Consider the following 25,649-nt stretch of genomic DNA (forward strand, 5'->3'; position numbering starts at 1 on the left):
TTCCCAGAAAGTGAGGCTCCAGGGTATGTTTTTACATGGTACAAGTCAAATTAATGCACAGGGACATTTGGAGATCGGGGGCTGCGATACGGTTCAGTTGAAGGAACAATTCGGCACCCCATTATATATTATGGACGAGCAATTGATTCGTCAGCGCTGCCGGGAGTTCGTGAGTGCATTCCGCGCTACAGGACTGTCCTTCCAGGTCGCATATGCGAGCAAGGCATTCTGTACGGTGGCCATGTGTGCACTGGTTGCCGAGGAAGGCATGTCGCTGGATGTCGTATCCGACGGGGAATTGTTCACTGCATTGCAGGCGGGCTTCCCTGTTGAACGGATTCACTTTCATGGCAACAACAAGACTCCCGACGAGATCGAGATGGCGCTGGAAGCCGGAATCGGCTGCTTTGTCGTAGACAATGAGACTGAGCTGCATCTGCTGCAGGCGATTGCAAGCGAGAAGAACGTACAGGCGAATATTTTGCTCCGTGTAACTCCGGGAGTCGAGGCCCACACCCATGAGTACATTTCTACGGGACAGACGGATTCCAAGTTCGGATTCGACATCGGTAACGGGTCGGCTTACGAGGCGGTTAAGCTTGCCTTGCAAAAAAGCCATCTGCGCCTGCTAGGTGTGCATTCCCACATCGGCTCGCAAATTTTCGAGGTAGACGGATTTATGGTTGCGGCAGAGCGTGTGGCTCATTTTACTCGTGAGGTGTACGAACAGCTGCATGCGGAGTTCAGGGTCATTAACCTGGGCGGAGGCTTCGGTATTCGTTATACAGAAGAGGATACGCCTCTGGCTGTTGCCAAATATGTGGAGGCCATTAGCCAAGCGGTCCACACTCATTTTTCGGGAATTGGCAAGCAGTTGCCCGAGATCTGGATTGAGCCAGGTCGCAGTATTGTAGGGGATGCCGGGACTACCCTGTACACGATAGGAAGTGTCAAGGATATTCCGGACATCAGAAAATACGTGTCAGTAGACGGCGGGATGACCGATAATCCAAGACCTGCGCTCTATCAGGCCAAGTATGAGGCTATGCTGGCCAATCGGGCCAATGATTCGGATGAAGAGACAGTGTCCATTGCCGGGAAATGCTGCGAGAGTGGTGACATGTTAATCTGGGATATGGAGTTGCCACAGGTACAATCTGGAGACCTGCTGGCTGTAGCGGCTACAGGAGCCTATAACTATTCGATGGCGAGCAATTACAACCGACTGCGCCGTCCGGCCGTTGTGTTCGTGAAGGATGGTCACGCAGAGCTGGTCGTACGCCGTGAGACCTTTGAGGATATTGTGCGTAATGATCTGGTGCCGAAGAAGGCGCTATCGCAATGCTAGAGACTAACTGTGAGCAAAGATGATCACTTCGACAGACTGGATGTGACGGATTCGACATACTCGATGATGTATAGATCGTAAAAAAGATGTGAAAATTTTGCTAACTGTGCGGTTTCATAGTACACTAGTACTTGGACTTTTTATTGACGCTGAAGAGCGAAAGGAGAACGAACATAGATGGCAAAACAAGCAAAAATCAAGCTGGAGAACGGCGGCGAAGTGCTGATCGATCTGTTTGACAATGAAGCACCGAATACGGTAGCTAACTTTGAGAAGCTGGCGAATTCCGGGTTCTACAACGGATTGGTATTCCACCGTGTCATTCCTGGCTTCGTAGCCCAAGGCGGTTGCCCGAACGGTTCAGGAACAGGCGGCCCTGGTTACACTATTAACTGTGAAATCAACCCGAACAAACATGAGCGCGGCACGCTGGCCATGGCTCATGCTGGACGCAACACAGGTGGCAGCCAGTTCTACATCTGCTACCAGCCACAGCCTCACCTGGATGGTCAACATACCGTATTTGGTAAAGTGACCAAAGGTATGGAATTGGTTGATGCTTTCCAAGGCCGTGATCGCATGGAGACTGTAGAGGTTGTAGAGGTTTAATTGAATACATGTGCGTTATGCACGTAGGGAAGTACAGGTCAGATTGGTTCTGATCTGTACTTTTTTTGTTGCGCTCAATTGCCCGAGGTCTCGTGATTTCAATCACAAGTGACTCTCTCACCTAGGACTATAATGTGCATATATTTAAAATTTAGTGTTTCTGAGAAATGAAAAATCAGCTGTACATGTGTGCATTACTTGCGGAGTACATAATTCAAACTAGGGGTGGGAGCGCTATGAATAAAGCCAATACAGTACAAGAATATACATTTGCTGACCTGAAAAAAATCTCCCGAACCCGAATGGGCGATTCACTTCCAATCGAGCTGTATCGGGCAATCCGCCTGATTGGCATGTATCAAGGGCTTCCTATGAAGGGCAAGGGTACCACGGTGACTATCGGTCGAAAAATAGGCGAAAGCCTCCCTGTCCAATCGGTGACAGAATTGCTGGATTTATTTCGCGAGCTGAAGATCGGAGACCCTCAGATTGTCGTAGAGGAAGAACATCGTATGGTCGTCGCAGTGAAGGATTGCTTTTGCTCAGGCTTGCCCGAGATGGAAGAGAGCATGGTGTGTGACCTGGAGGGGGCGATCATGGAGGGTGCCTTGACCCAAATTTTGAAACGGAGAGTTCATGTTCGTGAAATTAAATGCAATGTTAACGGCGATGAGCATTGCGAATATGAGGTTCGTTACTAAATGACAATAAGAGACTTGGCTCATGTGAGTCCATCTCGAACCAGAAGACCTTGGTCCTGATAATGACAGGAGCAAGGTCTTTTTTATGCGGCAAAATGAACATATTTTTCACGTGCACAATTAAACAATGGTGATGTAAATTCCGATATAGCGGTAGGGGCTACTTTAAATATAGCGATGCTCACTTGAAATGGGACAAACTGGAATTACGAGAGGTGCATTAATGCTGACGCTAAACAAGGCTGAGATTATTGATATTACAAGAAAGCAAATGGCGAAGGTCATGCGGCTATTTCCTATAGAGTTGAAATTTACAAACGATTTTGGACGAGAACGTCCGACAGCTGCACAGAAATTCAGTCTAACGAACCAACATTATTCGGCCAAGGTGATGGACTGTGTACTGGAGCATGAGGTTCGGCCTATTTTGATGTGTGAAATTATCTATTTTCTGAAATGTGAGTACATGGACGGGACCGTAGACTTGCGGCTTGATTATGATTTGCGTGAGGGGATGGAGCAGGCTCCTTCGGCAATAGCTGTCATTACCTTTGATGATACTGCTGAGTTGGATATACAGGATCTTGAAATTCTGATTGACCTGGCCTTGCAGATGAATGACAAGCATTGGTTCAAAGAGCTAATGTACAAATACACGGAAATGCAGCGTTAAAGGACTGTCTGTATGGCGAAAGGTTACTTGTGATCAACGAGTAGCCTTTTTGCAGTGGGATGTGTAAAAAAGCTAACAAGCACGGGGTGGGTGTAGGAACACATTTATAAGACTGGCTTGCATTTTTTTCAGTCTAGTGTTAGTTTAGATATAATTTCTTGAACAATTCATTTTGTTCTGAGATGGCAGTTCAACAGAATTGTCGTAATTTGCTTGTACAACTACATGTAAGTTTCCTTCGGGGTTGGGTGAAATTCCCTACCGGCGGTGATGGCTCTTACGCTTACGAAGCGTGATTAGCCTTAGTCCGTGACCCGGATGCTGTCTGCAAGACAGCAGAAGGTGGACCTGGTGCAATTCCGGGACCGACAGTATAGTCTGGATGGGAGAAGGAGATCGGACACAGAATAGCTCTATGTACATCTGCTGTATAAGACAGTGGTTGTACGCAGGTATGTTTCTTACATACCTACAGATGCTATGCTGTGCTTCATTTCACAAAGTAGTCTACTCATTTTCGAATGAGCAGGGCTTATTTAGGCAACGCTATTCCTGCTGGGATGGTCTGTTGACCTATGGATAATGTGAATGATTGAAAATGATCTGATATCTCTCAAACCCCTGGCGGAGCATCCGTTAGGGGTTTTCTGTGTTTTACGGTTCATTTGTACATAGTCCCGTGCACTCGGTACGGTGGCTGGAAAGGAGGGAGAGGCATGTTTACTGGCTTGGTGGAGGAGGTCGGCACGGTGAATCGGATCACCCGTAACGGAGAAGCCATGGTGCTGCACATCCAGGCTGCTCTCATTATGGATGATCTGAAGCTGGGTGACAGCGTGGCGGTGAATGGTGTATGTCTGACCGTCACACAGATTGCAGGCAGCAGCTTCGGGGCGGATGTCATGCCGCAGACGTTCCGCCATACAGGTCTGCGTTTGCTGGAGTCTGGCAGCCGTGTGAACCTGGAGCGGGCCATGCTGGCCGATGGACGCTTTGGCGGACATATTGTGCAAGGGCATGTAGATGCAACAGGGAAGATTATCCGGGTGTATAAGGATCAGAATGCGGTGGTCTTCGAGCTCATGCCTGAGGATACAGCATTATTCAAATACTTGATTCCCAAGGGCTCTGTGACGATTGACGGGATTAGCTTGACGGTGGCCTACACGCAGCAGGATCTATTCGCTGTATCGATCATCCCGCATACACTGGCAGCTACAGCCCTGCAGGGTAAGCACAATGGTGACGTTGTGAATCTGGAGTGCGACATTCTAGGGAAATATGTAGAGCATCTGCTACATGCCAGATATGAGAGCGGACCGAAGCAGGAGAGCAGCCGCATCGACATGGAGTACCTGTCCAAGCATGGCTTTTGTTAAAAAAGGGTCGGCCAGAGCAGTGAAAGTCAGGAGACTGACAACAGATAGAGTAATTTGAAGGAGGGATTATTGTGGATGACACCATTCGATTGGATCGCATTGAGGATGCAATCGCTGATCTGCGCCAAGGCAAAATTGTCATTGTCGTGGATGACGAAGATCGTGAAAATGAGGGGGATTTCATCGTTCTGGCTGATAAGGTAACGCCTGAAGCCATTAATTTCATGATTACAGAAGGTCGAGGTCTCGTCTGCGTAGCTATTTCACAGCAGCGTGCGGATCAACTGCAGTTGAAGCCGATGGTCAGCCAGAATACGGATTTTCATGGGACCGCCTTTACCGTATCGGTAGATCATAAGCTTACTACGACTGGCATCTCCGCTGTCGAGCGGGCGATGACGGTAAGAGCCTTGGTCGATGAATCTACAGGAGCGGAGGATTTCCGCAAGCCTGGGCACATGTTCCCGTTGATTGCCAAGGATGGCGGCGTACTAAGAAGGGCCGGACATACGGAGGCTGCTGTTGATCTGGCACGGCTTAGCGGCGGAGCAGAGGCAGGGGTCATTTGCGAGGTCATCAAGGAAGATGGCACGATGGCAAGACTACCGGATCTGGCTGAGCTGGCTACGAAGCATGGATTGAAGCTAATCACCATCAAGGACCTCATCAGCTACAGAATCAGCAGAGAGCAGTTGGTTCAGCGGGAGGTATCTGTGAAGATGCCAACCGAGTTCGGTGAATTTCAGGCGGTAGCCTATACGAATGAGCTTGATTCCAAGGAGCATCTGGCACTGGTTAAAGGGACGATCGATCCAAGCAAGCCTGTGCTGGTGCGAGTTCACTCTGAATGCCTGACAGGAGATGTCTTCCATTCCTTAAGATGTGATTGTGGGCCGCAGTTCGCTGCCGCTCTACAACAGATTCAAGCAGAGGGTGCAGGTGTGCTGCTGTATATGCGTCAGGAGGGCCGTGGCATTGGCTTGATTAATAAGCTAAAAGCCTATAAACTTCAAGAAGAAGGACTGGATACAGTTGACGCCAATCTGAAGCTGGGCTTCTCGGCTGATCTACGCGATTATGGCATCGGTGCACAGATGCTTCGGGATTTGGGGGTGCGGCAGATTCGTCTCATGACGAACAATCCCCGCAAGATAAAAGGACTGGAAGGCTATGGCTTGCAAGTTGTAGAGCGTGTTCCGATCCAAATTCCGGAGAATGAGAACAATACGGGCTATCTTCATACCAAGCAGGCCAAGCTTGGGCACCTGTTGACTTTTGACGCATTAGAGCAGAACGAGCAAATCTAAAATCACTATGAAAAAGAGAGGCTGATGAAGCGTGGCACATTATTTTGAAGGTCATCTTGTATCTAAAGGTTTAAAATATGGTATTGTAGTAGGAAGGTTCAATGAATTCATCACCAGCAAGCTTCTGAGTGGGGCACTTGATGCGCTTAACCGTCACGGTGTGATGGATGAAGAGGTTGACGTGGCGTGGGTGCCAGGTGCATTCGAGATTCCATTGATTGCACAGAAGATGGCTGAGAGTGGAAAGTATGATGCAGTCATCACCTTGGGAACGGTCATTCGTGGTTCTACAACACATTATGATTATGTATGTAATGAAGTGGCTAAGGGCGTATCTGCCATCAACCTGAAGACAGGGGTGCCTGTTATCTTCGGTCTAGTCACTACAGAGAATATAGAGCAGGCTGTCGAACGTGCAGGAACCAAGGCTGGTAATAAAGGCTGGGATTCGGCTGTCGCAGCTATTGAAATGGCAAATCTGAGCAAGCAGCTACAATAGAAGCTTGCTGGCTTGCTAAGGTAGTATGGAATAGCTTGCCGGGACATTGTACTGTCTACTGAATAAGCTCCTGCAATCAGGAGACTTGTCAGCCATCGGTGCAACTCACGGCGAGCGTCTTTATGAGCCTGTTGGGAATCCACAAGTGACATTACTGTAGATGAGCACAGGCCGGAAGTAGTAATTTGGCGGGAGGAAGCACTTTTGACAGTGGTAACATATAAACTAGAGACGTTCGAGGGTCCGCTTGATCTGCTGCTGCATTTAATTGATAAAGCCGAGATTGATATACAGGACATACCCATCAGTGAAATAACCGACCAGTATATGGCTTATCTGAACAGCATGCAGGAGCTGGAGCTCGAGATCACGAGCGAATTTCTGGTAATGGCGGCCACGCTCTTGTCCATCAAGAGCAAGCTGCTTCTTCCGAAGCCTCCGGTTCTCGACTTTGAGGAGGATTACTTCTTATATGAAGAGGACGATGAAGATCCACGAGCAGAGCTGATACGTAGACTGATCGAATATCGTAAGTATAAAGGAATCGCGCAGCATCTGAATGAACGCGAATGGGAGCGCAGCCTCATGTTCAGCAAGGAGCCGGAGGATCTCAGCTCATACATGCCTTCTGTTCCGGCTAACCCTGTGCAAGGTCTGCATGTCTCAGACCTGATCGCAGCTTTTCAACGGGCTCTACGTAAGTCTGAACGGCGTTCTGTCGTCACACGTATTCATCGCGACGAGATTTCTGTGAAAGACCGTATTCAGCAGGTGCTGGGAGTGCTGCAGGGAGCTGGGCGGGGAGGCAAGGTGCTCTTCTCCAAGCTGATGCATGAGGATATGCAGCGCCATGAGATCGTCGTGACCTTTCTGGCGATTCTGGAGCTGATGAAAATGAAGCAAATTGTATGTTTCCAGGAACATGTGTTTGAGGATATTGTTATGGAGTGGAGAGGGGAATTACTGGGCGATGGAATACCCGAAGCTGAAATCGATTATTGAGGGACTGCTTTTTCTGGCAGGGGAAGAAGGGCTTGCCGTGAAGCAGATCGCCGAGATTGTGGAGCAGCGTCCAGAGCTGGTCAAGGATTGTCTGGAGGATATGAGGAACGATATGCAGCAGTCCGGCAGGGGGATTCAATTGATTACACTTGCTGGACGATATCAGCTGGCGACTTTACCTGAGCATGCACCATTCTTCGAGAAGCTAGCGTATTCTCCCGCTCGTGTGTCACTATCACAGGCTGCGCTGGAGACGCTGGCGATTGTGGCCTATCGGCAGCCGATTACACGTGTAGAAATTGAAGAGATTCGTGGAGTCAAGTCAGAACGAGCCATACATACATTGGTGAACAAAGAGCTTATAGAAGAGACTGGACGAGCTGATGCGATCGGAAGACCCATTCTCTATGGAACCACCAAAGCCTTTATGGAATATTTTGGACTGGCAAGCCTCTCGGATCTTCCGCAGCCAGAGTTGTTCGAGGATACAGATCAGCTGGAGGAAGAGACGCAGCTGCTATTCGAGAAGCTGGGAGATCAGTTGACCTTCGAAGAGGTCGAGCCTGATACAGAAGTATAGCTACTAAGAGCAGGGCTCTCAAGCTGAACAAGCTGGGACGCCCTCTTTTTGCGTCTGAATCTTTTCCTTTCATTGGGTTCATACTACACTTATACAACCTTGCCTGAGGTAAGAAATGGACGGGAGAGGAGGGAGTTATTCGTGTGGTTCTGGTGGTGGATCATCGGTGCAGCGGTAGTGTTGCTAAGTTTGCTAATAGCAGTGCTATACTCACGCATACATATTGATGTAGAATTCGTCAAGCATGATCAGGATGATCGGCTACATATTAAAATTAGAGCACTGTATGGTGTAATCCGATTCCGTTATGATGTCCCCTCTGTACTAATGCTGGGCTTAAAGAAGGGCTTATTGTTCCGAGTTGACCGCAACGGCAATCTACACATGCATGAATCTACGATCAGCAAGAAATCCATCGATAAGGATGAGATTAAGCAATGGTATGACCAATATAAAGAATTGCTTATAGGTACACAATCGCTGGGACGCTGGGCTATGTCCATGATAGCCCATTTTCACGTGAATAAGCTGGACTGGTCCACTAATATCGGGCTGGCGGATTGCGCGCATACAGCTACCTCGACAGGCGTGCTTTGGGCGATTAAATCCGCGTTGGTCGGCTGGCTAAGTACGTTATTGCAATTTCACCACGCTCCGTCCCTCTTTGTTGTACCTCTATGGAAGGGGGGCTATCGACTGAGTATGAGATTTCATATGCAATTGCATGTGTCTAGTGGCTCTCTGCTGAAAGCGATACTCCTGCTGCTGTGGCGAATATCCCGTACACCGGGAGGGCTCAGAGTATGGAGAAAAGTGATGTCTGCGGGGAAAGAAAGAAGAAAGCGCCCTGAGCCGACAATATGAAGGTCGAATCAGACCCAGGTTTTCATGTCCAAGGATTATGTAGCCAATGGCACGTAAGCATCCAACAAACATTCCCATGCTGATACGAAGAAATGATATATATTTCTCTTGTGGAAACTTACCTATATGGATATTCAGCCTTCCTCTGAAGCATAATACGAGCAAGTACATCGTATTAAGGATTGTATATTGAGGAGGAATATTGAATGTCAGAGCATCCTATTCAAGGTCTAATGCAGACTGCAATGGAAAATATCAAGGGTATGGTTGATGTTAACACGATCGTCGGGGAGCCAGTTGAGACGAAAGACGGTACCGTCATATTACCGATTAGTAAAGTCGGCTTCGGTTTTGCGGCGGGTGGTAGTGATTTTAATGTAAATGGCGAGGATGAGGAGTATGGCTCGCATTCTCATTCACATCATGAATCCGGAAGCGGACTCAAACAAGGTCATCCGTTCGGCGGAGGTAGCGGCGGTGGCGTCTCCATCCACCCGATTGCTTTTCTGGTCGTAGGTCACCATGGTGCGCAGATTGTCCCACTGGATAACCAGACGCATCTGTTCGAAAAAATTATTGATGCAACGCCCATCCTGGTGGATAAAATTCAGTCCATGTTCCGAAATAACGGATATGCAGCAGGCGATCAATCTGAGTTGATCCCTCAGGTTCCCGTAACGGACACTACAACTCATCATCAGGGACCAACCTATCTGTAATGCATTCGTATACAATCCTTTTCGCTCATAACATGTGCCTTGTGGCCGATGTGAGCGGAGAGGGTTTTTTTATTAGATATAAGAATTTATACGTTTTTAGCCGCAAAACTCATAACATACTCGATACAACTTGTACATAAGATGGTACAAGATATGAGTTGAGGGAAGGAGTTCCCGTATGACAGGAAAGATGAGGAGTGCCCCGATGATAAAGAAGAAATGGATTCATACCATTGTGATGCTATGTAGTCTGATGCTGGTCATGTCATCGGTTCAGCCTGCATGGGCTGAAAAGAGTCGCCCGGCAGACGATACCCCGCCACCATTGTCGACGCATGCTCAAGCTGCTGCCCTGATCGATGTGACCTCTGGTCGGATCATTTATGCCAAGGAAGGGGACAAGGAGCTACGGATTGCCAGCCTTACAAAGATTATGACAGCAATCGTAGCCATTGAGCAGGGGAATCTGAACGATGACGTGACGGTCAGCTCCCGGGCTTTTGCCAAAGAAGGCTCCTCTCTATTCCTGCGTCTGGGAGAGAAGATGACACTGGAGCATATGCTATACGGGCTAATGCTTCGCTCCGGGAATGATGCCGCGACAGCGATTGCAGAGCATGTGGGTGGATCGGAAGAGGGCTTCGTATTTATGATGAATGAAAAGGCTGCGGAGCTGGGGCTTCATCACACACAATTCCAGAATCCACATGGTCTTGATGCAGAAGGACACTATTCTACCGCCAATGATTTGGCCAAGCTGACCGCCTACGCATTACATAATCCTACCTTCCGCAAAATCGTAGGCACACGTGACAAGAAAGCGCCGAACCCCAATGATCCTTGGGATTATACTTGGCTGAACAAGAATAAAATGCTCCGATTGTATGAAGGTGCAGATGGGGTGAAGACGGGATATACGAAAAAGGCATTCCGATGCCTGGTTAGCTCAGCTACGCGAGATGGCAGGCAGCTTGCAGCGGTGACCCTCAACGATGGAGACGATTGGAATGATCATGCTAACATGCTGGATTACGGCTTCAAGTATTATCCACTAGAGGAGATTACCCGCAAGAATACGCCGCTTCAAGGCTATAACTTCGTGACAGGTTCATCCTTCACTTATCCGCTGGCTGATGGCGAGAAAGAGAAGCTGGTAACCAAGCTGGTGCTAAATAAGCCAGCCGCAGAGTCGCAGAGAACAGCCGACTTTGGACTGCGTGGTCGAGTTGAGCTTGTACTGGATGGTAACGTGATTGGGCAGGTGCCTGTATATGAGCAAGGTAGCTTTATTCCAGACACGAAGAGCAATGGCACGGTTACTTCCTTCATGTCAACCACCCGTAATCTGACCTGGTTAGATACATGGCGGGATGTCATAAGAAACATATTCAGAAACTGATATGTCGCCGGGAGGCATTAAGTAAAAGGGGGGTGCAGACATGATCAACTTGATCTGGCTGGCATTGATCCTGATTGGAATTGGGTTCGCAGCAGTACAGGGGAACATAGAGGCCGTAACGAAGGCTGCTTTTGACGGTGCAGCTTCAGCGGTTACAGTATGCTTTGGATTAATAAGTGTCATGGTATTCTGGCTGGGAATGATGAGGATGGCAGAGGATGCGGGTTTGATGGGCAAGCTATCCAGGCTGTTGGCCCCTGTCGTTCGCTTTCTCTTCCCTGACGTTCCGAAGAATCATCCAGCCATGGGCTACATTCTATCGAATATGAGTGCGAATCTCCTAGGCTTGGGAAATGCAGCCACGCCTATGGGGATCAAGGCTATGCAGGAGCTGCAGGAGCTGAATCCAGACAAACAGACAGCCTCTCCAGCCATGTGTACGTTGTTGGCCTTGAACACAGCAAGCATTACACTAATTCCGACCACGATGATTGCTATACGTCTTAATTATCAATCTGCCAATCCTGCTGAGATCGTCGGAACGACGCTCGTTGCTACGGCGGTCGCTACGGTAGCTGCTATTGCGGCGGACCGCTGGTACCGCAAGCGCATGACGCGACGTCCGCCACCAGAACGCACTGCTGCCCATAGAGCTACGAAAGGATGATACCGTCATGCTGCAGGTGATCACCCTCATATCCACCTGGGCCATCCCATGTATTCTGGCCTTTATTCCTCTATATGCCTATGTCAGAAAAGTTCCGGTATACGAGTCCTTTGTTGAAGGTGCCAAGGATGGCTTTTCTACGGCAATCGGCATTATCCCCCATCTGGTAGGCATGATGGTAGCGATCAGCATCTTCAGGGCATCGGGTGCTCTTGATTATATGCTGAGCTGGTTCGCTCCGCTTTTTCGACTATGGGACGTTCCGCCGGAGGTGCTACCGCTGGGCTTGCTCCGTCCATTGACAGGAACAGGCTCGCTTGCCTTTACAACAGACCTGATACGCACCTATGGGCCTGATTCCATGATTGGTCGCATTGCTGCGACAATTCAGGGAAGCACGGATACGACACTATATGTGCTAACGGTATATTTTGGAGCCGTAGGCATTCGTAATGGGCGATATGCCCTGAAGGTAGGCCTCTTCTCGGACGCGGTTGGCTTCATCGCTGCTATCGTTATTTGTTTGTTGGTTTTTTAGCTTGTGATTTCCCGCTTTGCTGGGTATCATTAGCATGAGGTGAAAATAACGATAATGGAACGTTTACAGAAAATTCTGGCACAGGCAGGGGTTGCCTCCAGACGCAAATGTGAGGAACTGATTCTGGCCGGACAAGTTGAGGTCAACGGGGTTGTTGTCCAGGAGCTCGGCACCAAGGCTGATCCCGATCAGGATATGATTACGGTAAGTGGCAAGCCAATTAAGCAAGAGAAGAAGATTTATCTAATGATGAATAAGCCTAAGGGTGTAATTACAAGTGCATCGGACCCTGAAGGTCGCAAGATCGTCTCTGATTATCTGAAGGGCGTCAAGGAACGCGTGTATCCAGTTGGGAGACTGGACTACGATACCGAAGGGCTGTTACTGCTAACCAACGATGGCGAGTTCGCCAATCTGCTGACACACCCACGTCATCACGTACCCAAGACGTATCTAGCTACCGTTAAAGGGGTACCGCATGGTACCGAGCTGGACAAGCTCCGTGCTGGCATTGTACTGGAGGACGGTATCACAGCTCCTGCTGAGGTGGAATATCGAGATGTTGACCCTGACGGGAAGGAAGCAGTCATCGTGATTACGATCTACGAAGGACGGAACCGTCAGGTTCGCCGTATGTTCGAAGCGATCGGTCATCCGGTGCTTCGACTCAAGCGTATTGCTTTTGGAGATTTGCTGCTGCAAAACCTGAAGCGTGGCCTGACTCGGCCACTCACGAAGGATGAGATTAACCGTCTGATCCAGCTTGCCAAATCCAAAAAAGCGAAATAGAAATAAGCAGTAAGGAAGCCAAAATGCGGGCAGCTTCGGCTGCTTGCGATCATTCCAAGCAGAGGTGAGTTGCTTCCCCTCTGTTTTTTTGTGGGTCGGGATTTGACCAAAGCCGGGAAAATAGTAAAATAGAGAAAGTGGCTTGATTACCAAAATATAAAACATTTCATGAAATTCATGATGGCGCTTACGGATTTTGCTTTCAGGACAAGGTAATGGGGGCCAAGCGCGTAAGGGCTGCAAAGCGCATAAAGGGGTTGTTTCTAGATGTCGGATCAAGGTAACCGCATCCTGATCGTTGATGATGAGGAGCGTATCAGAAGGCTGCTGAAGATGTATTTGGAGAAGGAAGGATACATCATTGAGGAAGCCGAGGATGGAGAGACGGCTTTACGCAAAGCCACTTCGAATGATTACAGCATTATTCTACTGGATCTTATGCTGCCTGGCATGGATGGCATTGAGGTATGTACGCGTCTGCGGCAGGTCAAAGCTACGCCTGTGCTGATGCTTACAGCCAAGGGTGAGGAGATGAATCGGGTACAGGGCTTTGAAGTGGGAGCGGATGATTATGTCGTGAAACCGTTCAGTCCACGTGAAGTTATATTCAGGGTAAAGGCCATATTACGTCGTTCCTCCGAGACGGCATTCTTAACCAAGGAAGCGACCCCGAGCAACAGCATCGTATTCCCGAATCTGGTCATTGAGAACGATGCCCATCGGGTCACGGCAGGAGGAATTGAGATTAGCTTGACGCCGAAGGAGTATGAGCTTCTGCACTACCTGGCGATCTCTCCGGACAAGGTCTTCTCGCGCGAGGAGTTGCTAAAGGATGTGTGGAATTATGAATTCTTCGGTGATTTACGTACAGTAGATACCCATGTGAAGCGTCTGAGGGAGAAGCTGAATAAAGTATCACCGGAGGCGGCCAGCATGATTACAACCGTATGGGGAGTCGGTTACAAATTGGAGGTTCCCAAGTAACGTGAATTTCTGGCGATCCCTCGTAGGGAAACTATGGCTGACGATTATTTTCTTGGTTGGGTGTGTGCTTATCTTTCTTGGTTTGTTTTTGATGCCATATATTGATACTAACTTCGCTGTGAATGAATCGGCCGAGATCAAGCGACTGTTCACTTACACCTGTATCGTCGGCTTTTTGCTTACGACATTTTTTGCTCTGTTTCTGTTCACGAAGATAACGCAGCCGATGCAGCAGCTCATTCAGGCGACGAATTCGATTCGAGAGGGCAATTACGAGACAAGACTTTCTTTAGAGAATAGCGATGAGATCGGAGTGCTCTCCCATACGTTCAATCATATGGCCGAAGAGCTGGAATCCACGATTCGCAGCCTGAATCAAGAGAAGAATCAGCTCTCCAGCATTCTGCGCAGCATGACGGATGCGGTGCTAACCTTTGATCGTGAGGGACAGATCGTCCTGACGAACCCGCCAGGGCAGGATTTGCTAGATGGCTGGCGTGAGCTGCATTGGGAGCAGCAGGAGGCAGAGGAGGAGAGTGAGAGCTTCTCAGCCTTGCCTGAACCGCTTCGTCCATTATTCCATAGTGTGCTGAAGCATGGGGAGGACGCATCCGCTAATGTTCACGTGAAGCAAAATGTATGGTCTGTGCAGATGGCGCCGTTGTACACGGATAACAGCATCCGGGGTGTCGTCGCTGTACTGCGTGATGTGAGCGAGGAGGCCAGACTGGAGAAGATGCGTGCGGATTTCGTGGCGAATGTATCGCATGAGATTCGAACGCCGCTGTCAATGATGCAGGGCTACAGTGAGGCCTTGCTTGATGGCATGGCTTCCTCCCCGGAGGAGAGCGAGGAGCTTGTACAGGTCATTCACGATGAATCGCTGCGAATGGGCAGATTGGTAAAGGATTTGCTGGACCTCACTCGCATGGATGCTGGGCATATGGACCTGCATCTGGAGCAAGTGGACGTACATGAGCTTATTCAGCGGGTGCAGCGCAAGTTCCTGGTACGAGCCAAGGAGAGGGAGGTAGAACTCGTCTATGAAGCAGCAGATCGCCCATTAGTGCTCTCTGCTGCTGACGAGGATCGTCTGGAGCAGGTATTGACGAATCTACTGGACAACGCCTTCCGGCATACACCAGCTGGAAGGGGAATCGTCATTCATGCCGACGAGACAGAGACAGATCGACGCTCGGCTGTAAGAATCCGAGTGAAGGACGAAGGAGTTGGCATTCCACCGGAGGATCTCCCTTATATTTTTGATCGCTTCTATAAGGCAGACAAGGCAAGGGTAAGAGGAGAGGATGGAGGCACTGGTCTTGGCCTGGCGATTGTCAGGACTATCGTTGAAGCCCATCATGGTAAAATAACAGCCGAGAGTGGTATTGGTCAGGGCTCTGTATTTACAATGATCCTTCCTACTTGAAGAATGGTGTAGGCAACAGAACGTTTTTTGTTGAAAGCTGAGAGATAATATTGTTCATCGTGGAACAAAAGCAAACAAGCATGACACGTTCTTTGTAGAGCCGCTAATGATATTACAAAAATAAGCCTGCCGAGCAAGGATTTATCCTCGTTCGGCAGGCTTTTCTTTCGTGTAGGTTTCTATTCATTTCTGTACAGCTTGATGATGTCTTATACTGCTGTCTTTCAGAAATGATAGGCTTCTATTCCAGTACGATTTCCTGAGCCATGTTCAGGTCTTCCAGTGTGGTCAGCTGTACCAGTACGTCCTTCGGAACAGCCTTGTCAACCGTCAGAATCATGATAGCTTCTCCGCCGATTACTTTACGACCTACTTGCATGGCGGCGATGTTCACTTCATTTTGCCCCAGAAGGGTACCAACACGACCGATAATCCCTGGTTTATCGTTGTGGGAGATCAGAATTTGGTGCTTCTCTGGTGATACATCCACCGGGAATTGATCCAGACGGACGATGCGCTCTCCATAGCCGTTCAAGCGTGTTCCTGCGACCTTGTGCTCCTCACCGTTCTGGCTCTTGAGCGTTACGGTAATCAGGTTCGTGAAGCCTTTGGTCGTTGTGGATTTCGATACCACATAATTCACATCTCTCGATTTAGCCAGGTGCATGGAATTCACGATATTAACATCATTGCCGAGGTGGCGGCGCAGCACGCCCTTAATAATATAGCGCGTCAGTGGCTGTGTATCACTCTCGGATAGTTCACCGGCATAGTCCACTTGAATCTCACTGACGGGCCCATTAATAATTTGAGCTGCCATACTACCAAGCTTCTCTCCAAGCGTGAAATAAGGCTGCAGCTTGCTCATGACACTAGGTGCAACTGGCGGCATGTTGACGGCGTTCTTGAACGGCTCATCGCGCAGGATGTGAAGCACCTGCTCCGATACGTCAATGGCTACATTTTCTTGAGCTTCCACGGTGGATGCTCCCAGGTGAGGCGTAACGATAATGTTTGGATGCCCCAAGAAAGGATGATCCGGTGCTGGTGGCTCAGATTCGAAGACGTCAAATGCAGCTCCAGCCACAATGCCTTCGTCAATAGCCTCTACAAGTGCCATTTCGTCAACTACACCACCACGAGCACAGTTGATAATGCGCATGCCTTTTTTCATAACCTCGAATTGCGGACGGGAGATCATGTGGCGCGTCTCTGGCGTAAGTGGTGTATGCACCGTCATGAAGTCAGCATGCTTGACGATTTCATCCACACTTGCTAGCTTCACTCCAAGTTTTTCGGCACGCTCTTCTGTCAGGAATGGATCATAGCCGAGAATGTTCATGCCAAAGGCTTTGGCCCGTTTGGCGACTTCACTTCCGATTCGTCCCATGCCGAGTACACCCAACGTTTTGTTGCGGAGCTCAACGCCGAGGAAGCTCTTGCGGTCCCAAGTTCCGTTGACTGTCTTGGCGTATGCTTGCGGGATATGACGGGCAAGAGCCATCATCATAGCGAACGCATGCTCACATGTTGTAATGGTATTGCCGTCTGGTGCATTGATGACGATAATCCCGCGCTGTGTAGCGGCATCAAGATCAATGTTGTCTACGCCCACGCCAGCGCGTCCAATGACCTTCAAATTGGTACCGGCGGCCATGATGCGCTCCGTTACACGTGTCTGGCTTCTCACAAGCAGGGCATCGTAGTTGCCAATAATCGCAACCAGCTCATCCTCGCTGAGTCCTGTGTTTTTGTCGACGGTGACGTCACTTGCGTCCATGAGCTGTTGAATTCCAAGATCGCTGATGGGGTCGGAAACTAATACTTTGTACATGTGAATCCTCCTCTTAATTGATCCTACTTGTGAACTATGTCAGTCAACCACACTTCAGCAGCACCGCATTACCGTACCAAAGGCACATGGTAAAGCACGCCGCGCTGAGCTCCGAGGAGATGCGCAGGTTCGGAGTTTGCACAAAAAAGCCCCCGATCCGCATACTATCTCCATAGTAAGGGACGAGAGCTGTCGTGGTACCACCCTAATTCGCAATTATTTCGCAATAACTGCCTCAACGGTCAATTGACCTGAAAGATAACGGATTTCAACCGATTGCGCCTACTGGATATACAAAATCCACATTCGGGGCAATAACTCAGGAGCGCTAAAGACCATACTGATTGCCGTCGGCTTTCACCAAATACCGACTCTCTGAGGGACAATGTCAGTGTCTTCTCTCCATCGATGTCTGTCATATACTCTTAATTTTTTCATAATGTATCATGCCTGACATGGAGATGTCAATAGGGCATGAGGAGTTTAAATCTAGTGAGTCTACAGGGGGCTAAATGTGCTAATATAAGGAGTCTGGTGCCTTGAATCAAGCGGTAAAATTGGCTATGATGCTTAATGAATAACTTAGCAGAGGACTACGTGTACAATATGAAAAAGAAATGGAAGCTGAATTTCAGGCAGCCTGAAATTCATGAGTTGAATGAGCGAATGCTGCTCATCAATCTGTATTTGACCCAGTTCCTGACCTTGTTGATTGGAACAGTGTGGGTACTATTGCAGGGACGCAATCTACTCGTTCTTTTTGACCTGCCTGGCGATCTGCGGTTTCTCTGGTGGGGGCTAGGCTTTGCTGCAGTCATGCTGGTAGTGGATCTCCTAATCTCTAATGTGGTGCCAGAGGATGCTATGGATGATGGCGGTATTAATCGGATGTTGTTCCGCAATCGTCCTGTATGGCATATTGTCTGTATTGCTGCCATCGTGTCGATTTGTGAAGAGCTTCTGTTTCGTGGAGCGATACAACATGCCTTTGGTCCTTACTGGACGAGCATTATTTTTGCGCTGATCCACATTCGGTATTTGCGGCACTGGATCCCTACTGGCTGGGTATTCTTGAGCAGCTACGGTCTTGGGTACATATACATTCAAGCAGATACATTATGGGCCCCAATCTTGTGTCATTTTGTGATTGACCTGATCTCTGGGCTGGTACTGCGTTTTCGGAGGGAGACATGAATCAGGAGTTGAGCAGAGTAGAGCGGAACAAAATACAGCGTAGTCAGCGCTTCGATCGGTTCAAGCAGTTATGGGGCAAGCCGCGTCCGCGACATCTGGCAGCACGGCAAAGACTGCCTTTACAAGAAGCTGCGGGTGAAGCTGCATTGCAGCCTTTGACCTTGCATGAAGCGCCTGTTGTAGGCGTATCGCTCAAAGACTCGTCTGTGCTAGATATACATAATAAACAACCGATGACTCGCATGGAGCGTTCACGGACTGATGAACAGGAGGGAAGCGAGGAATTGCCGGATGCCTACCCTTCGCGTGCGGAGCTATTCCCTTCCAGAAGGCTTCGCGTTAGCAAATGGTTTCTTAATTTCCTGAGCACACTGTTCATGCTAATCACAGCAGTGCTGGTATGGTGGGGAATCCAAGGAGCACCTCCCGTAAAAACCTTGCTGCCAGAGATGTTCGGGGAATAGACGCTGTATATAATTTTTTCAATCAAACAAGCCCTGTCCTTGGGTAAGGAGCCAAAAGCACCTTCAAGGGCAGGGCTTGTTTAGTTTTGTTTGTTAGCGCGTTTTGTTCGCCCCCGTAGAGGCTGATTGCTCATAAAACGAACTTAACATTATCAGTTCTCCAGCTTAATGCTGCGAGGGTCCACGAAGCTATATCCCTTTTCCTCCAACTGGGTCAACAGCGTGTCTAATGCTTCTGCTGTCCATGGAAGCTCATGCATAAGGATGTTGCTGCCTGCGTGAAGCTGCTCCATGACATTTTTAATTAATGTCTCAGGATTGTTGGAGTTGCTCGCTTTCATGGTCCAGTCCAGTGAACCGTTAGACCAGGTCATATAGAGTAGACCGTTCTCCTTGGCAACCTTACGACCCACATCCCCGCCTGCACCATGCGGGGGGCGGAAGAACACAGGGGTTACACCTGTTGTATCCTGTACCAGCTTCTGTACATCCTCAATCTGTTGTTTGACTTTGGTCTCGGACTCATTTTTGAGCACAATATGATCATAGCTGTGGTTGCCAATAATTTGTCCGCGCTCATGAATCAGCTTCAGCAGCTCCGGGTTCTCCTTGACGCGGTAGCCGTTCACGAAGAAGATGGCTTTAGCCTGGTGCTTGTCTAAGGTATCCAGCATCTTGGTGATCATATCTCGATCCTTCGGTCCATCATCGAACGTGAGCAGCACCACCTTGCGCTCGGTCCCTTCATCGATTGGCACAATGTCATAATTGTTGTTCATCCGGTAGATAACTGGAATGGACGCGTTACCCTCTGCAGTACCATCATTAGCTGAACTGATCTCCGAGCTTGTGGCATCCGTGGAAGCTGCAGGAGTACTGTCATTACCTGCATTCGCAGCAGGTTCCGTTCCCTGTGACGTATCACCCTCTGTGTCCACCTTAGTCTGTTGAGACTTTTGTTCTTGCGATGATGTGGAATCCCCGGAGGCTGTGTCTGCTGGCGAACTCGTAGGCTTTGTCTGGCTGCAGGCGCTTAACAGAAGCACGGCAGTCAGCAGCAGGACCGTCAGTCTGATTCGCATGATGTCACTCTCGCTTTCCTGAAATTATCTGTGTCTGTACCGCATGAGTTCATGCCCTAATGTCAACACTAACGTCGATCTTATCACAAAAAGGAGGAGCAAATTGTGAAGACATCGTCATTTTTTATGGGCGTGGTTCTTGGTGCTGTGGCCAGCTCCGTAGTCCAGCGTCGCAATATGCGTAATTTGAACCACATGATGCATAAGGCCAGAACGAAGCTGATGGATGCAGCTCTGCCAGGAATGGCGGGACTGGATAACCTGAATCTGGGGAAGGACAAGAGCCATTCCCGAGACAAAAATCAGCATGAGCATACTGTCGCCCATGAGCATGAGAGACATGAGACCCATACCAGCCACAGCAAGACGAGCCAGCCCTTGGACAAAGAGACCAATCTGAGATTGATCAAAGAATTTATACGTTCCACTCCGGATGTCAAAAAGGAAGTTGAGATGATTCTCAAAGAGACGAACACCGCCATACCGGGGATCTAACATCAAGAAGGCTGTATAGAATCATTTCGCGGCTTTTCTCGCCGGGTAAATGATTCTTTTTTTGTCGTTTTTATTGCGTGCATTTAAGGGTATAAAATGATAACATAGCTACATAGAACCATTTTTATCACAGGTATCTTTGTTGCATCATAATCTGTTTATAATACTCGGTTGCAGAGGAGGATCCAGTATGAAAATAGAAAGATTAGGTCAGGACAAGATACGGATTTTCCTTACATTTGATGACCTTAGCGAACGAGGCATCCAGAAGGAGGATATGTGGCAGGAAATGCCTAAAGTTCATGAGCTGTTCACCGAAATGATGGACCAGGCTTATAGTGAACTGGGCTTTGATGCTACGGGTCCTCTGGCGGTTGAAGTGTTCGCGCTCCCGGCCCAGGGCATGGTTGTTATTGTTACCCGAGGGAAATATGATCACTCTCAATACGGCTCGGGTCAGGATGACGATCTGCCTGAAGAAATTTATGAAATGGAAGTAACGCTGGAGCAAAGCGATTCCATTATTTATGCATTTAATGACTTCGAGGTCTTAATTGAGGCGGCACATATGCTGGCGGGCAATGTTACCGAAGCTGGCAAGCTGTATCATTATAAAGGAAAATGGATTCTATATCTTGAACCAGAGCAAGTAGAGGAAGCCAAGCATGGTGCGCTTATTGCTGTGTTGGCCGAATTCGGTGAGGGCTCATCCCTCACACCAGCAGTACTGGAGGAATACGGCAAGCTTGTAATGCCCGAGAATGCTGTAAGCATGATCTGTGAGCATTTTGATAGTCGCAGTTGATTGCCAGGCTAATGAGTTCGCACGAGTTGGTGGTGGAACGAAGCCTTGCACATCTGCTTTACCGTAGACCTGAGTAGGCCGGTTCTGATTTCAGAATCGGCCAATTTTTACGATGTGACATTAGATATAGATTTCATTTTGCGGGGGGATGATTCGGTGCTTGTGTTCTCTTTATTAGCCGTAGCCACAGCGCCGGGAATCGCCTTGCTTACGTATGTTTACTTAAAGGACAAGTACGACTCAGAGCCTCTGCATATGGTGATTAAAGTTTTTTTGCTGGGATTTCTGATCGTGCTGCCAATTATGATTATTCAGCGTGGGCTTTCAATTTGGCTCGGCACTCATCCATTCTGGGATTCCTTTGCAGTATCCGCTGGAGTGGAGGAGGTCGTTAAATGGTTCGTGCTGGTCCACTTGATCTACAATCATACAGAATTCGATGAGCCCTATGATGGAATCGTATATGCGGCGGCCATCTCACTCGGGTTCGCGACAGCGGAGAATCTGCTCTACGTATGGGCAGGGCAGCCTTCCGTGGGAACGCTGCTATTGCGATCGCTGTTGCCTGTATCTGGTCATGCGATGTTCGGAGTCATGATGGGTTATTATATGGGGTTGGCCAAATTTTGCGAGACCAAAAGGACTCGTTCATATCTCACGGTCGCACTGCTGTTGCCTTGGTTCTGGCACGGGGTCTACGATATTATTTTGGATACCGTTGTGAACAACTGGATATGGTTCATCATTCCATTGATGGCTTTCCTGTGGTACCGTGGCATGGGGAAAATCAAACGAGCGAACAGCAGATCACCTCACCGTTTCGTGAAGCGGGATGAAGAGGTTAATATGTGACAAAAATGGACACACTTAGCAGAAGAGGGTCATCATTCTGCTAATGGAGGTGTCTTTTTTTGTGCGTGTAAAGGTGAAAATCTACTGTCCCTGCTGTGGCGAAAAATTTGTGCTCAGAGGGCACAAGGAGCCAGACCGGATCGAGACAGGCTTCAAGCGTTGCCTGTGCGATAATGTGGATGATTTTATCATTGAAGAAGAATCTGTATAACCAAGATGCATAACCTTCCTTTTAACTTGTCACACTATGGTTAGTGTACCTGATGAAAGGAGAGCGAATCATGTATAAGCGTCTGAGTGCGGTAATGTTCCCCATCATGACTGTATTACTGATTGGTACAGCCGTGTGGGGTTATCAGGAGAACAAGGAAAAGAACTCTATCTTGCTGAAGGCAGAGAATCAGTACCAGCGAGCCTTCCATGATCTGTCTTACCATATGGACCAGCTCCATACGGAGCTCGGGAATACGCTTGCTGTCAATTCGGCTTCACATGGCATGCACCGCAAGAGTCTTCTCAATGTATGGCGTCTGACCAGTGAGGCGCAAAATGAGGTCAATCAGCTTCCACTCACACTGTTGCCCTTCAATCATGCAGAGGAGCTGTTGTCGCGGATGTCCAATTTCGCCTATCAAACCTCGATCCGTGACCTGAGCAAGGAGCCATTGGATGAGCGAGAAATGAAGAATCTCAAATCGCTGTATGAGAATTCGAAACAAATCTCCAAGGATATGCAGCAGGTGCGGGAGAAGGTGCTCTCCAATCACTTGCGCTGGATGGATGTCGAAACTGCCATGGCCACAGAGAACAAATCAGCTGACAATACAATTATTGATGGATTCAAGACTGTGGACAAAAAGGTGCAGGAGTATCCAGAGCTTGATTGGGGACCTTCCATCTCCAGCATGTATGAAAAGCGCTCTGTGAAGAAGTTGAATGCACTGCCGATCACTGCGCAGCAGGTGAAGGAGAAGTCTGCCAGATTCGCGGATGTGAAGCCGGAGTCTGTGAAGGTGACAGAGAACGGAAAGAATACGGAATGGCCGTCCTATACGGCCAAGATTGATCTGGGTAAAGGGAATGCGAAGTCGATGGATTTCACTCGCAATGGCGGGTTGCTGATTTCTTACACGTACACCCGTGAAGTGGGGCAGAAGAAAGCGGGGCGTGAAGAGGCGATTGAAGCCGGGAAGCAGTTCCTGAGAAATAAGGAATATGGCGAGATGAGCCCTGTCGCATACGATGAGTACGATAATCTTGCTAATATCACCTTCGTTCCTGTCAAGGATAACGTATTCCTTTATCCGGAGAAGGTAACCGTCCGCACAGCGCTTGATAATGGAGAGGTAGTAGGTGTACAGGCTGCCGATTATGTATACGAGCACAGCGACAAGCGTATCATTCCTAAGGCTAAGCTGACGATCGAGCAAGCACGTAAAAGGTTGAATCCGGAATTCAAGGAATCTTATCACCGGATGTCTCTGATCAAAAATGAAATGTCCAAGCAAGTGCTGACACATGAATTTGGCGGTCGAATTAATGGATCGGTGTATCGCATTTACCTGAATGCAGATACTGGGCTTGAGGAGAGTATTGAGGTAGTGAAGGATTCTGATGAGCCGCATCAGCGTACAGATGGTATTTAGGATTGGGTAATAGCTGTACATGCCGTTGCGAAGGTGTGTAATATTGAATGTGCTTAAGGGACTGAACGGATGAATATTCCTGTTCGGCCCTTTTTTTTGATAATAGAATTTATAACTTTTCAGCGGAGGTGAACAATTTGATTATCGCAAGAAAAACTTCAACTATACGCGGTCTGTTTTCTGTGAAAGTACGTCGATAGTCGTTTTTCTTATTGAAGCTAAGCTCCACGAAAAGGCAATCTGCTCTATAATAAGCTGGAGCCTGAGAGGGTGAAACAAAAAGTAGGGAGAGAGAGGGAAGATTTGTGATCACCGTGTATAGTTTGGCTAATGATCCCCTGGTACTTGACCTGGATCATTTCATTTGCGCTGAACTTGAAGCGCTTAACTTTCATCGTGCATTATTAAATGGACTGAATTTCATGAAAGCGCGTTTTCGGCATGTTGATCTGCGGTCTGCCGAGATGGCTGCTACGAATCTAAGTAATACGAGATTGGATCATTGCTCCTTGATTCTTTGTGTATTGCAAAATGCGAATCTAACCGCTGCGCATCTGAGCGGTGTTCGACTTAATTATGCCAATCTGCAAAACGCTAATTTAGAGCAAATTCGAATGGTGGACTCATTTGCGATGAATGCAAATTTTCAAAATGCCAATCTTGCCAATGCGAATCTAGGTCATACGGATGTCAGTAGGGCGGTGTTCAGGAATGCCAACCTGCAAGGAGTCAACCTGAGCGAAGCAGTGCTCGAAGAGGCCGAATTCGAAGGTGCTCTGTACAACACTGCTACAATATGGCCAGACGGATTCGATCCGAGTTCCAGAGGAGCCATCCAATTGTGAGAAGACTGTTCGGGTAACTTCGATGGATTGTGTCCCATTGATAAAATAGGCTCAATCATATTCATTAGATAGCTCATGGCTATGTCACACTTCTTTAAAATTATAGTTATTTTATAATTCCTAGCGGGTGCGTGCGTGCTATAATCGGGTATAGCGGCACATGCTGCCATCATTTTCAGGACGGTGAGATCGTGTATCCGAAACACAACGAGACATTATATATTCAAATAGCCTCTGCTGACGAGCGTGAACGCGACGAGGAGTACAAGGCAAGAATTCACGACATTACGGATGAAGGCATTCTCATCGATGTGCCCATGAATGTACACAACGGTAGACTTCGAAAGCTTCATTTTGGTGATGAGCTGTCTGTGAAATACATTCAGGAGGATGGCAAAACACACTATTTTATTACCCATGTGCTCGGATTCGAGCAGGATAATCTGCGTCTGGTAAGACTACATAAGCCTCTTCCTGATGAAATATCCTCGGTACAGCGTCGTAGCTATTTGCGTGTTCAGTCCAACCTTGAGCTGGCGGTTCAGAATGAGTTCGGTGATCGCTTCGTTGCTCAAACGATGGATGTTGGAGGCGGGGGTGTATCGTTTGATACGGGACGAAAGGATCTGAGCGCTGGACAGCAGCTTACCTGCTGGTTGCTGCTTCCTTATCAGAATGGTACACGTGAGCACGCGGACTTCAAGGCAGAGATTGTCAGGACGGTCGCTTTAGAGAATGGTAGACAGCAGATTATGCTTGCCTATAAAGCAATTACAGATATGGAACGGCAGAAGATAATCAAGTACTGCTTTGAGCACCAGCTAGTGTTCCGAGACAAGTAATCGATATTCCATAGTAAATGGCCTATATTTGAAAATGAATGGGAATAAAATACATAGAGCTCTGGTACACTAACTCGCAGACATCAGAAGACCATGTGGAGGG

General features: G+C 48.4%; 28 protein-coding genes, 1 riboswitch and 1 other annotated feature. Of the genes, 26 read left to right on the forward strand and 2 right to left on the reverse strand.

Annotation, left to right across the window (positions count from 1 at the left end; all coding sequences use genetic code 11):
• The first annotated feature begins 25 nt into the window (after positions 1–25).
• From lysA to K331_RS0102585, 17 genes are all read left to right on the forward strand, one after another.
• Positions 26–1,348 (forward strand): diaminopimelate decarboxylase, encoded by a 1,323-nt coding sequence (gene lysA / locus K331_RS0102505; protein ID WP_028589051.1) that lies wholly within the window; start codon positions 26–28, stop codon positions 1,346–1,348.
• Between the two features lie 177 nt (positions 1,349–1,525).
• On the forward strand, positions 1,526–1,957 hold the full coding sequence (locus K331_RS0102510) for a peptidylprolyl isomerase (protein WP_018886289.1): 432 nt from the start codon (positions 1,526–1,528) through the stop codon (positions 1,955–1,957).
• Between the two features lie 236 nt (positions 1,958–2,193).
• Complete coding sequence (locus K331_RS0102515) at positions 2,194–2,658, forward strand: V4R domain-containing protein (RefSeq protein ID WP_028589052.1); 465 nt, start codon at positions 2,194–2,196, stop codon at positions 2,656–2,658.
• 223 nt (positions 2,659–2,881) lie between these two features.
• Complete coding sequence (locus K331_RS0102520) at positions 2,882–3,331, forward strand: IDEAL domain-containing protein (RefSeq protein ID WP_028589053.1); 450 nt, start codon at positions 2,882–2,884, stop codon at positions 3,329–3,331.
• Positions 3,332–3,561: 230 nt separating this feature from the next.
• A riboswitch (FMN riboswitch) is annotated at positions 3,562–3,729 on the forward strand.
• A 318-nt stretch (positions 3,730–4,047) separates the two neighbouring features.
• Positions 4,048–4,710 (forward strand): riboflavin synthase, encoded by a 663-nt coding sequence (gene ribE / locus K331_RS0102525; RefSeq protein WP_028589054.1) that lies wholly within the window; start codon positions 4,048–4,050, stop codon positions 4,708–4,710.
• A gap of 71 nt (positions 4,711–4,781) precedes the next feature.
• Complete coding sequence (locus tag K331_RS0102530; protein WP_028589055.1) at positions 4,782–6,017, forward strand: bifunctional 3,4-dihydroxy-2-butanone-4-phosphate synthase/GTP cyclohydrolase II; 1,236 nt, start codon at positions 4,782–4,784, stop codon at positions 6,015–6,017.
• 31 nt (positions 6,018–6,048) lie between these two features.
• Positions 6,049–6,516 carry a 6,7-dimethyl-8-ribityllumazine synthase gene (gene ribH, locus K331_RS0102535; RefSeq protein WP_018886284.1) on the forward strand — a complete coding sequence of 156 codons (468 nt, stop codon included), beginning with the start codon at positions 6,049–6,051 and terminating at the stop codon, positions 6,514–6,516.
• 204 nt (positions 6,517–6,720) lie between these two features.
• A complete protein-coding gene (locus K331_RS0102540; protein WP_028589056.1) occupies positions 6,721–7,518 on the forward strand; it encodes a segregation and condensation protein A in 798 nt (265 codons plus the stop codon).
• Positions 7,487–8,098 carry an SMC-Scp complex subunit ScpB gene (gene scpB / locus K331_RS0102545; protein ID WP_018886282.1) on the forward strand — a complete coding sequence of 204 codons (612 nt, stop codon included), beginning with the start codon at positions 7,487–7,489 and terminating at the stop codon, positions 8,096–8,098. Before K331_RS0102540 ends, scpB begins: the two co-directional genes overlap by 32 nt.
• 141 nt (positions 8,099–8,239) lie before the next feature.
• On the forward strand, positions 8,240–8,962 hold the full coding sequence (locus K331_RS0102550; protein WP_028589057.1) for a DUF2953 domain-containing protein: 723 nt from the start codon (positions 8,240–8,242) through the stop codon (positions 8,960–8,962).
• 206 nt (positions 8,963–9,168) lie between these two features.
• Positions 9,169–9,681, forward strand: coding sequence for a GerW family sporulation protein (gene ytfJ, locus K331_RS0102555; protein ID WP_018886280.1), 513 nt, complete (start codon positions 9,169–9,171; stop codon positions 9,679–9,681).
• Between the two features lie 205 nt (positions 9,682–9,886).
• A complete protein-coding gene (locus K331_RS0102560; protein ID WP_028589058.1) occupies positions 9,887–11,080 on the forward strand; it encodes a D-alanyl-D-alanine carboxypeptidase family protein in 1,194 nt (397 codons plus the stop codon).
• 40 nt (positions 11,081–11,120) lie between these two features.
• The gene (locus tag K331_RS0102565; protein WP_028589059.1) at positions 11,121–11,747 is read left to right on the forward strand and encodes a nucleoside recognition domain-containing protein; all 627 of its coding nucleotides are present in this window, start codon (positions 11,121–11,123) and stop codon (positions 11,745–11,747) included.
• A 7-nt stretch (positions 11,748–11,754) separates the two neighbouring features.
• Positions 11,755–12,285, forward strand: coding sequence for a spore maturation protein (locus K331_RS0102570; RefSeq protein ID WP_028589060.1), 531 nt, complete (start codon positions 11,755–11,757; stop codon positions 12,283–12,285).
• 54 nt (positions 12,286–12,339) lie between these two features.
• Positions 12,340–13,074: a pseudouridine synthase gene (locus K331_RS0102575; RefSeq protein ID WP_028589061.1), complete on the forward strand. Its 735-nt coding sequence runs from the start codon at positions 12,340–12,342 to the stop codon at positions 13,072–13,074.
• 267 nt (positions 13,075–13,341) lie between these two features.
• Positions 13,342–14,058 carry a response regulator transcription factor gene (locus tag K331_RS0102580; RefSeq protein WP_018886275.1) on the forward strand — a complete coding sequence of 239 codons (717 nt, stop codon included), beginning with the start codon at positions 13,342–13,344 and terminating at the stop codon, positions 14,056–14,058.
• Between the two features lies 1 nt (position 14,059).
• Positions 14,060–15,487, forward strand: a complete 1,428-nt coding sequence (locus tag K331_RS0102585; RefSeq protein ID WP_028589062.1) for a HAMP domain-containing sensor histidine kinase — start codon at positions 14,060–14,062, stop codon at positions 15,485–15,487.
• Positions 15,488–15,728: 241 nt separating this feature from the next.
• Here K331_RS0102585 and serA read toward each other — a convergent pair whose 3' ends face one another.
• Complete coding sequence (serA, locus tag K331_RS0102590; RefSeq protein ID WP_028589063.1) at positions 15,729–17,321, reverse strand: phosphoglycerate dehydrogenase; 1,593 nt, start codon at positions 17,319–17,321, stop codon at positions 15,729–15,731.
• 175 nt (positions 17,322–17,496) lie between these two features.
• Positions 17,497–17,739: a binding site (T-box leader), on the reverse strand.
• Positions 17,740–17,927: 188 nt separating this feature from the next.
• Here serA and K331_RS0102595 point away from each other — a divergent pair.
• Together K331_RS0102595 and K331_RS0102600 are read left to right on the forward strand one after the other, a co-directional pair.
• Positions 17,928–18,515, forward strand: coding sequence for a CPBP family intramembrane glutamic endopeptidase (locus K331_RS0102595; RefSeq protein ID WP_018886272.1), 588 nt, complete (start codon positions 17,928–17,930; stop codon positions 18,513–18,515).
• The gene (locus tag K331_RS0102600; protein WP_028589064.1) at positions 18,512–18,979 is read left to right on the forward strand and encodes a hypothetical protein; all 468 of its coding nucleotides are present in this window, start codon (positions 18,512–18,514) and stop codon (positions 18,977–18,979) included. The genes K331_RS0102595 and K331_RS0102600 overlap by 4 nt, the downstream gene beginning before the upstream one ends.
• A 152-nt stretch (positions 18,980–19,131) precedes the next feature.
• Here K331_RS0102600 and K331_RS0102605 read toward each other — a convergent pair whose 3' ends face one another.
• On the reverse strand, positions 19,132–20,061 hold the full coding sequence (locus K331_RS0102605) for a polysaccharide deacetylase family protein (RefSeq protein WP_028589065.1): 930 nt from the start codon (positions 20,059–20,061) through the stop codon (positions 19,132–19,134).
• A 105-nt stretch (positions 20,062–20,166) separates the two neighbouring features.
• Between K331_RS0102605 and K331_RS0102610 the strand changes: the two genes are divergently transcribed.
• The 7 genes from K331_RS0102610 to K331_RS0102640 all read left to right on the forward strand — a co-directional run bounded on the left by K331_RS0102610 (position 20,167) and on the right by K331_RS0102640 (position 25,546).
• Positions 20,167–20,556: a hypothetical protein gene (locus K331_RS0102610; RefSeq protein WP_028589066.1), complete on the forward strand. Its 390-nt coding sequence runs from the start codon at positions 20,167–20,169 to the stop codon at positions 20,554–20,556.
• A 190-nt stretch (positions 20,557–20,746) separates the two neighbouring features.
• Positions 20,747–21,361 carry a genetic competence negative regulator gene (locus K331_RS0102615; protein ID WP_018886268.1) on the forward strand — a complete coding sequence of 205 codons (615 nt, stop codon included), beginning with the start codon at positions 20,747–20,749 and terminating at the stop codon, positions 21,359–21,361.
• Between the two features lie 156 nt (positions 21,362–21,517).
• Entirely contained in the window at positions 21,518–22,213 is a 696-nt protein-coding gene (gene prsW / locus K331_RS0102620; protein WP_028589067.1) for a glutamic-type intramembrane protease PrsW, read from the forward strand.
• 61 nt (positions 22,214–22,274) lie between these two features.
• Positions 22,275–22,424, forward strand: a complete 150-nt coding sequence (locus tag K331_RS32120) for a hypothetical protein (RefSeq protein ID WP_166653132.1) — start codon at positions 22,275–22,277, stop codon at positions 22,422–22,424.
• Positions 22,425–22,494: 70 nt separating this feature from the next.
• A complete protein-coding gene (ypeB, locus tag K331_RS0102630; RefSeq protein ID WP_028589068.1) occupies positions 22,495–23,859 on the forward strand; it encodes a germination protein YpeB in 1,365 nt (454 codons plus the stop codon).
• 305 nt (positions 23,860–24,164) lie between these two features.
• Positions 24,165–24,704, forward strand: a complete 540-nt coding sequence (locus K331_RS28765) for a pentapeptide repeat-containing protein (RefSeq protein ID WP_051289551.1) — start codon at positions 24,165–24,167, stop codon at positions 24,702–24,704.
• 191 nt (positions 24,705–24,895) lie between these two features.
• Positions 24,896–25,546 carry a flagellar brake protein gene (locus tag K331_RS0102640; protein WP_028589069.1) on the forward strand — a complete coding sequence of 217 codons (651 nt, stop codon included), beginning with the start codon at positions 24,896–24,898 and terminating at the stop codon, positions 25,544–25,546.
• The last annotated feature ends 103 nt before the right edge of the window (positions 25,547–25,649 follow it).

Origin of the sequence: Paenibacillus massiliensis subsp. panacisoli DSM 21345 (assembly GCF_000426545.1) — a bacterium.
GTDB lineage: Bacteria > Bacillota > Bacilli > Paenibacillales > Paenibacillaceae > Paenibacillus > Paenibacillus panacisoli.

What these genes read in the sequence shown, in the direction of transcription:
- lysA (WP_028589051.1), top strand. Translation starts at nt 26, where the DNA reads ATGTTTTTACATGGTACAAGTCAAATTAATGCACAGGGACATTTGGAG.
- K331_RS0102510 (WP_018886289.1), top strand. Translation starts at nt 1,526, where the DNA reads ATGGCAAAACAAGCAAAAATCAAGCTGGAGAACGGCGGCGAAGTGCTG.
- K331_RS0102515 (WP_028589052.1), top strand. Translation starts at nt 2,194, where the DNA reads ATGAATAAAGCCAATACAGTACAAGAATATACATTTGCTGACCTGAAA.
- K331_RS0102520 (WP_028589053.1), top strand. Translation starts at nt 2,882, where the DNA reads ATGCTGACGCTAAACAAGGCTGAGATTATTGATATTACAAGAAAGCAA.
- ribE (WP_028589054.1), top strand. Translation starts at nt 4,048, where the DNA reads ATGTTTACTGGCTTGGTGGAGGAGGTCGGCACGGTGAATCGGATCACC.
- scpB (WP_018886282.1), top strand. Translation starts at nt 7,487, where the DNA reads ATGGAATACCCGAAGCTGAAATCGATTATTGAGGGACTGCTTTTTCTG.
- ytfJ (WP_018886280.1), top strand. Translation starts at nt 9,169, where the DNA reads ATGTCAGAGCATCCTATTCAAGGTCTAATGCAGACTGCAATGGAAAAT.
- K331_RS0102560 (WP_028589058.1), top strand. Translation starts at nt 9,887, where the DNA reads ATGATAAAGAAGAAATGGATTCATACCATTGTGATGCTATGTAGTCTG.
- K331_RS0102565 (WP_028589059.1), top strand. Translation starts at nt 11,121, where the DNA reads ATGATCAACTTGATCTGGCTGGCATTGATCCTGATTGGAATTGGGTTC.
- K331_RS0102570 (WP_028589060.1), top strand. Translation starts at nt 11,755, where the DNA reads ATGCTGCAGGTGATCACCCTCATATCCACCTGGGCCATCCCATGTATT.
- K331_RS0102575 (WP_028589061.1), top strand. Translation starts at nt 12,340, where the DNA reads ATGGAACGTTTACAGAAAATTCTGGCACAGGCAGGGGTTGCCTCCAGA.
- K331_RS0102580 (WP_018886275.1), top strand. Translation starts at nt 13,342, where the DNA reads ATGTCGGATCAAGGTAACCGCATCCTGATCGTTGATGATGAGGAGCGT.
- serA (WP_028589063.1), bottom strand. Translation starts at nt 17,321, where the DNA reads ATGTACAAAGTATTAGTTTCCGACCCCATCAGCGATCTTGGAATTCAA.
- K331_RS0102595 (WP_018886272.1), top strand. Translation starts at nt 17,928, where the DNA reads ATGAAAAAGAAATGGAAGCTGAATTTCAGGCAGCCTGAAATTCATGAG.
- K331_RS0102600 (WP_028589064.1), top strand. Translation starts at nt 18,512, where the DNA reads ATGAATCAGGAGTTGAGCAGAGTAGAGCGGAACAAAATACAGCGTAGT.
- K331_RS0102605 (WP_028589065.1), bottom strand. Translation starts at nt 20,061, where the DNA reads ATGCGAATCAGACTGACGGTCCTGCTGCTGACTGCCGTGCTTCTGTTA.
- K331_RS0102615 (WP_018886268.1), top strand. Translation starts at nt 20,747, where the DNA reads ATGAAAATAGAAAGATTAGGTCAGGACAAGATACGGATTTTCCTTACA.
- ypeB (WP_028589068.1), top strand. Translation starts at nt 22,495, where the DNA reads ATGTATAAGCGTCTGAGTGCGGTAATGTTCCCCATCATGACTGTATTA.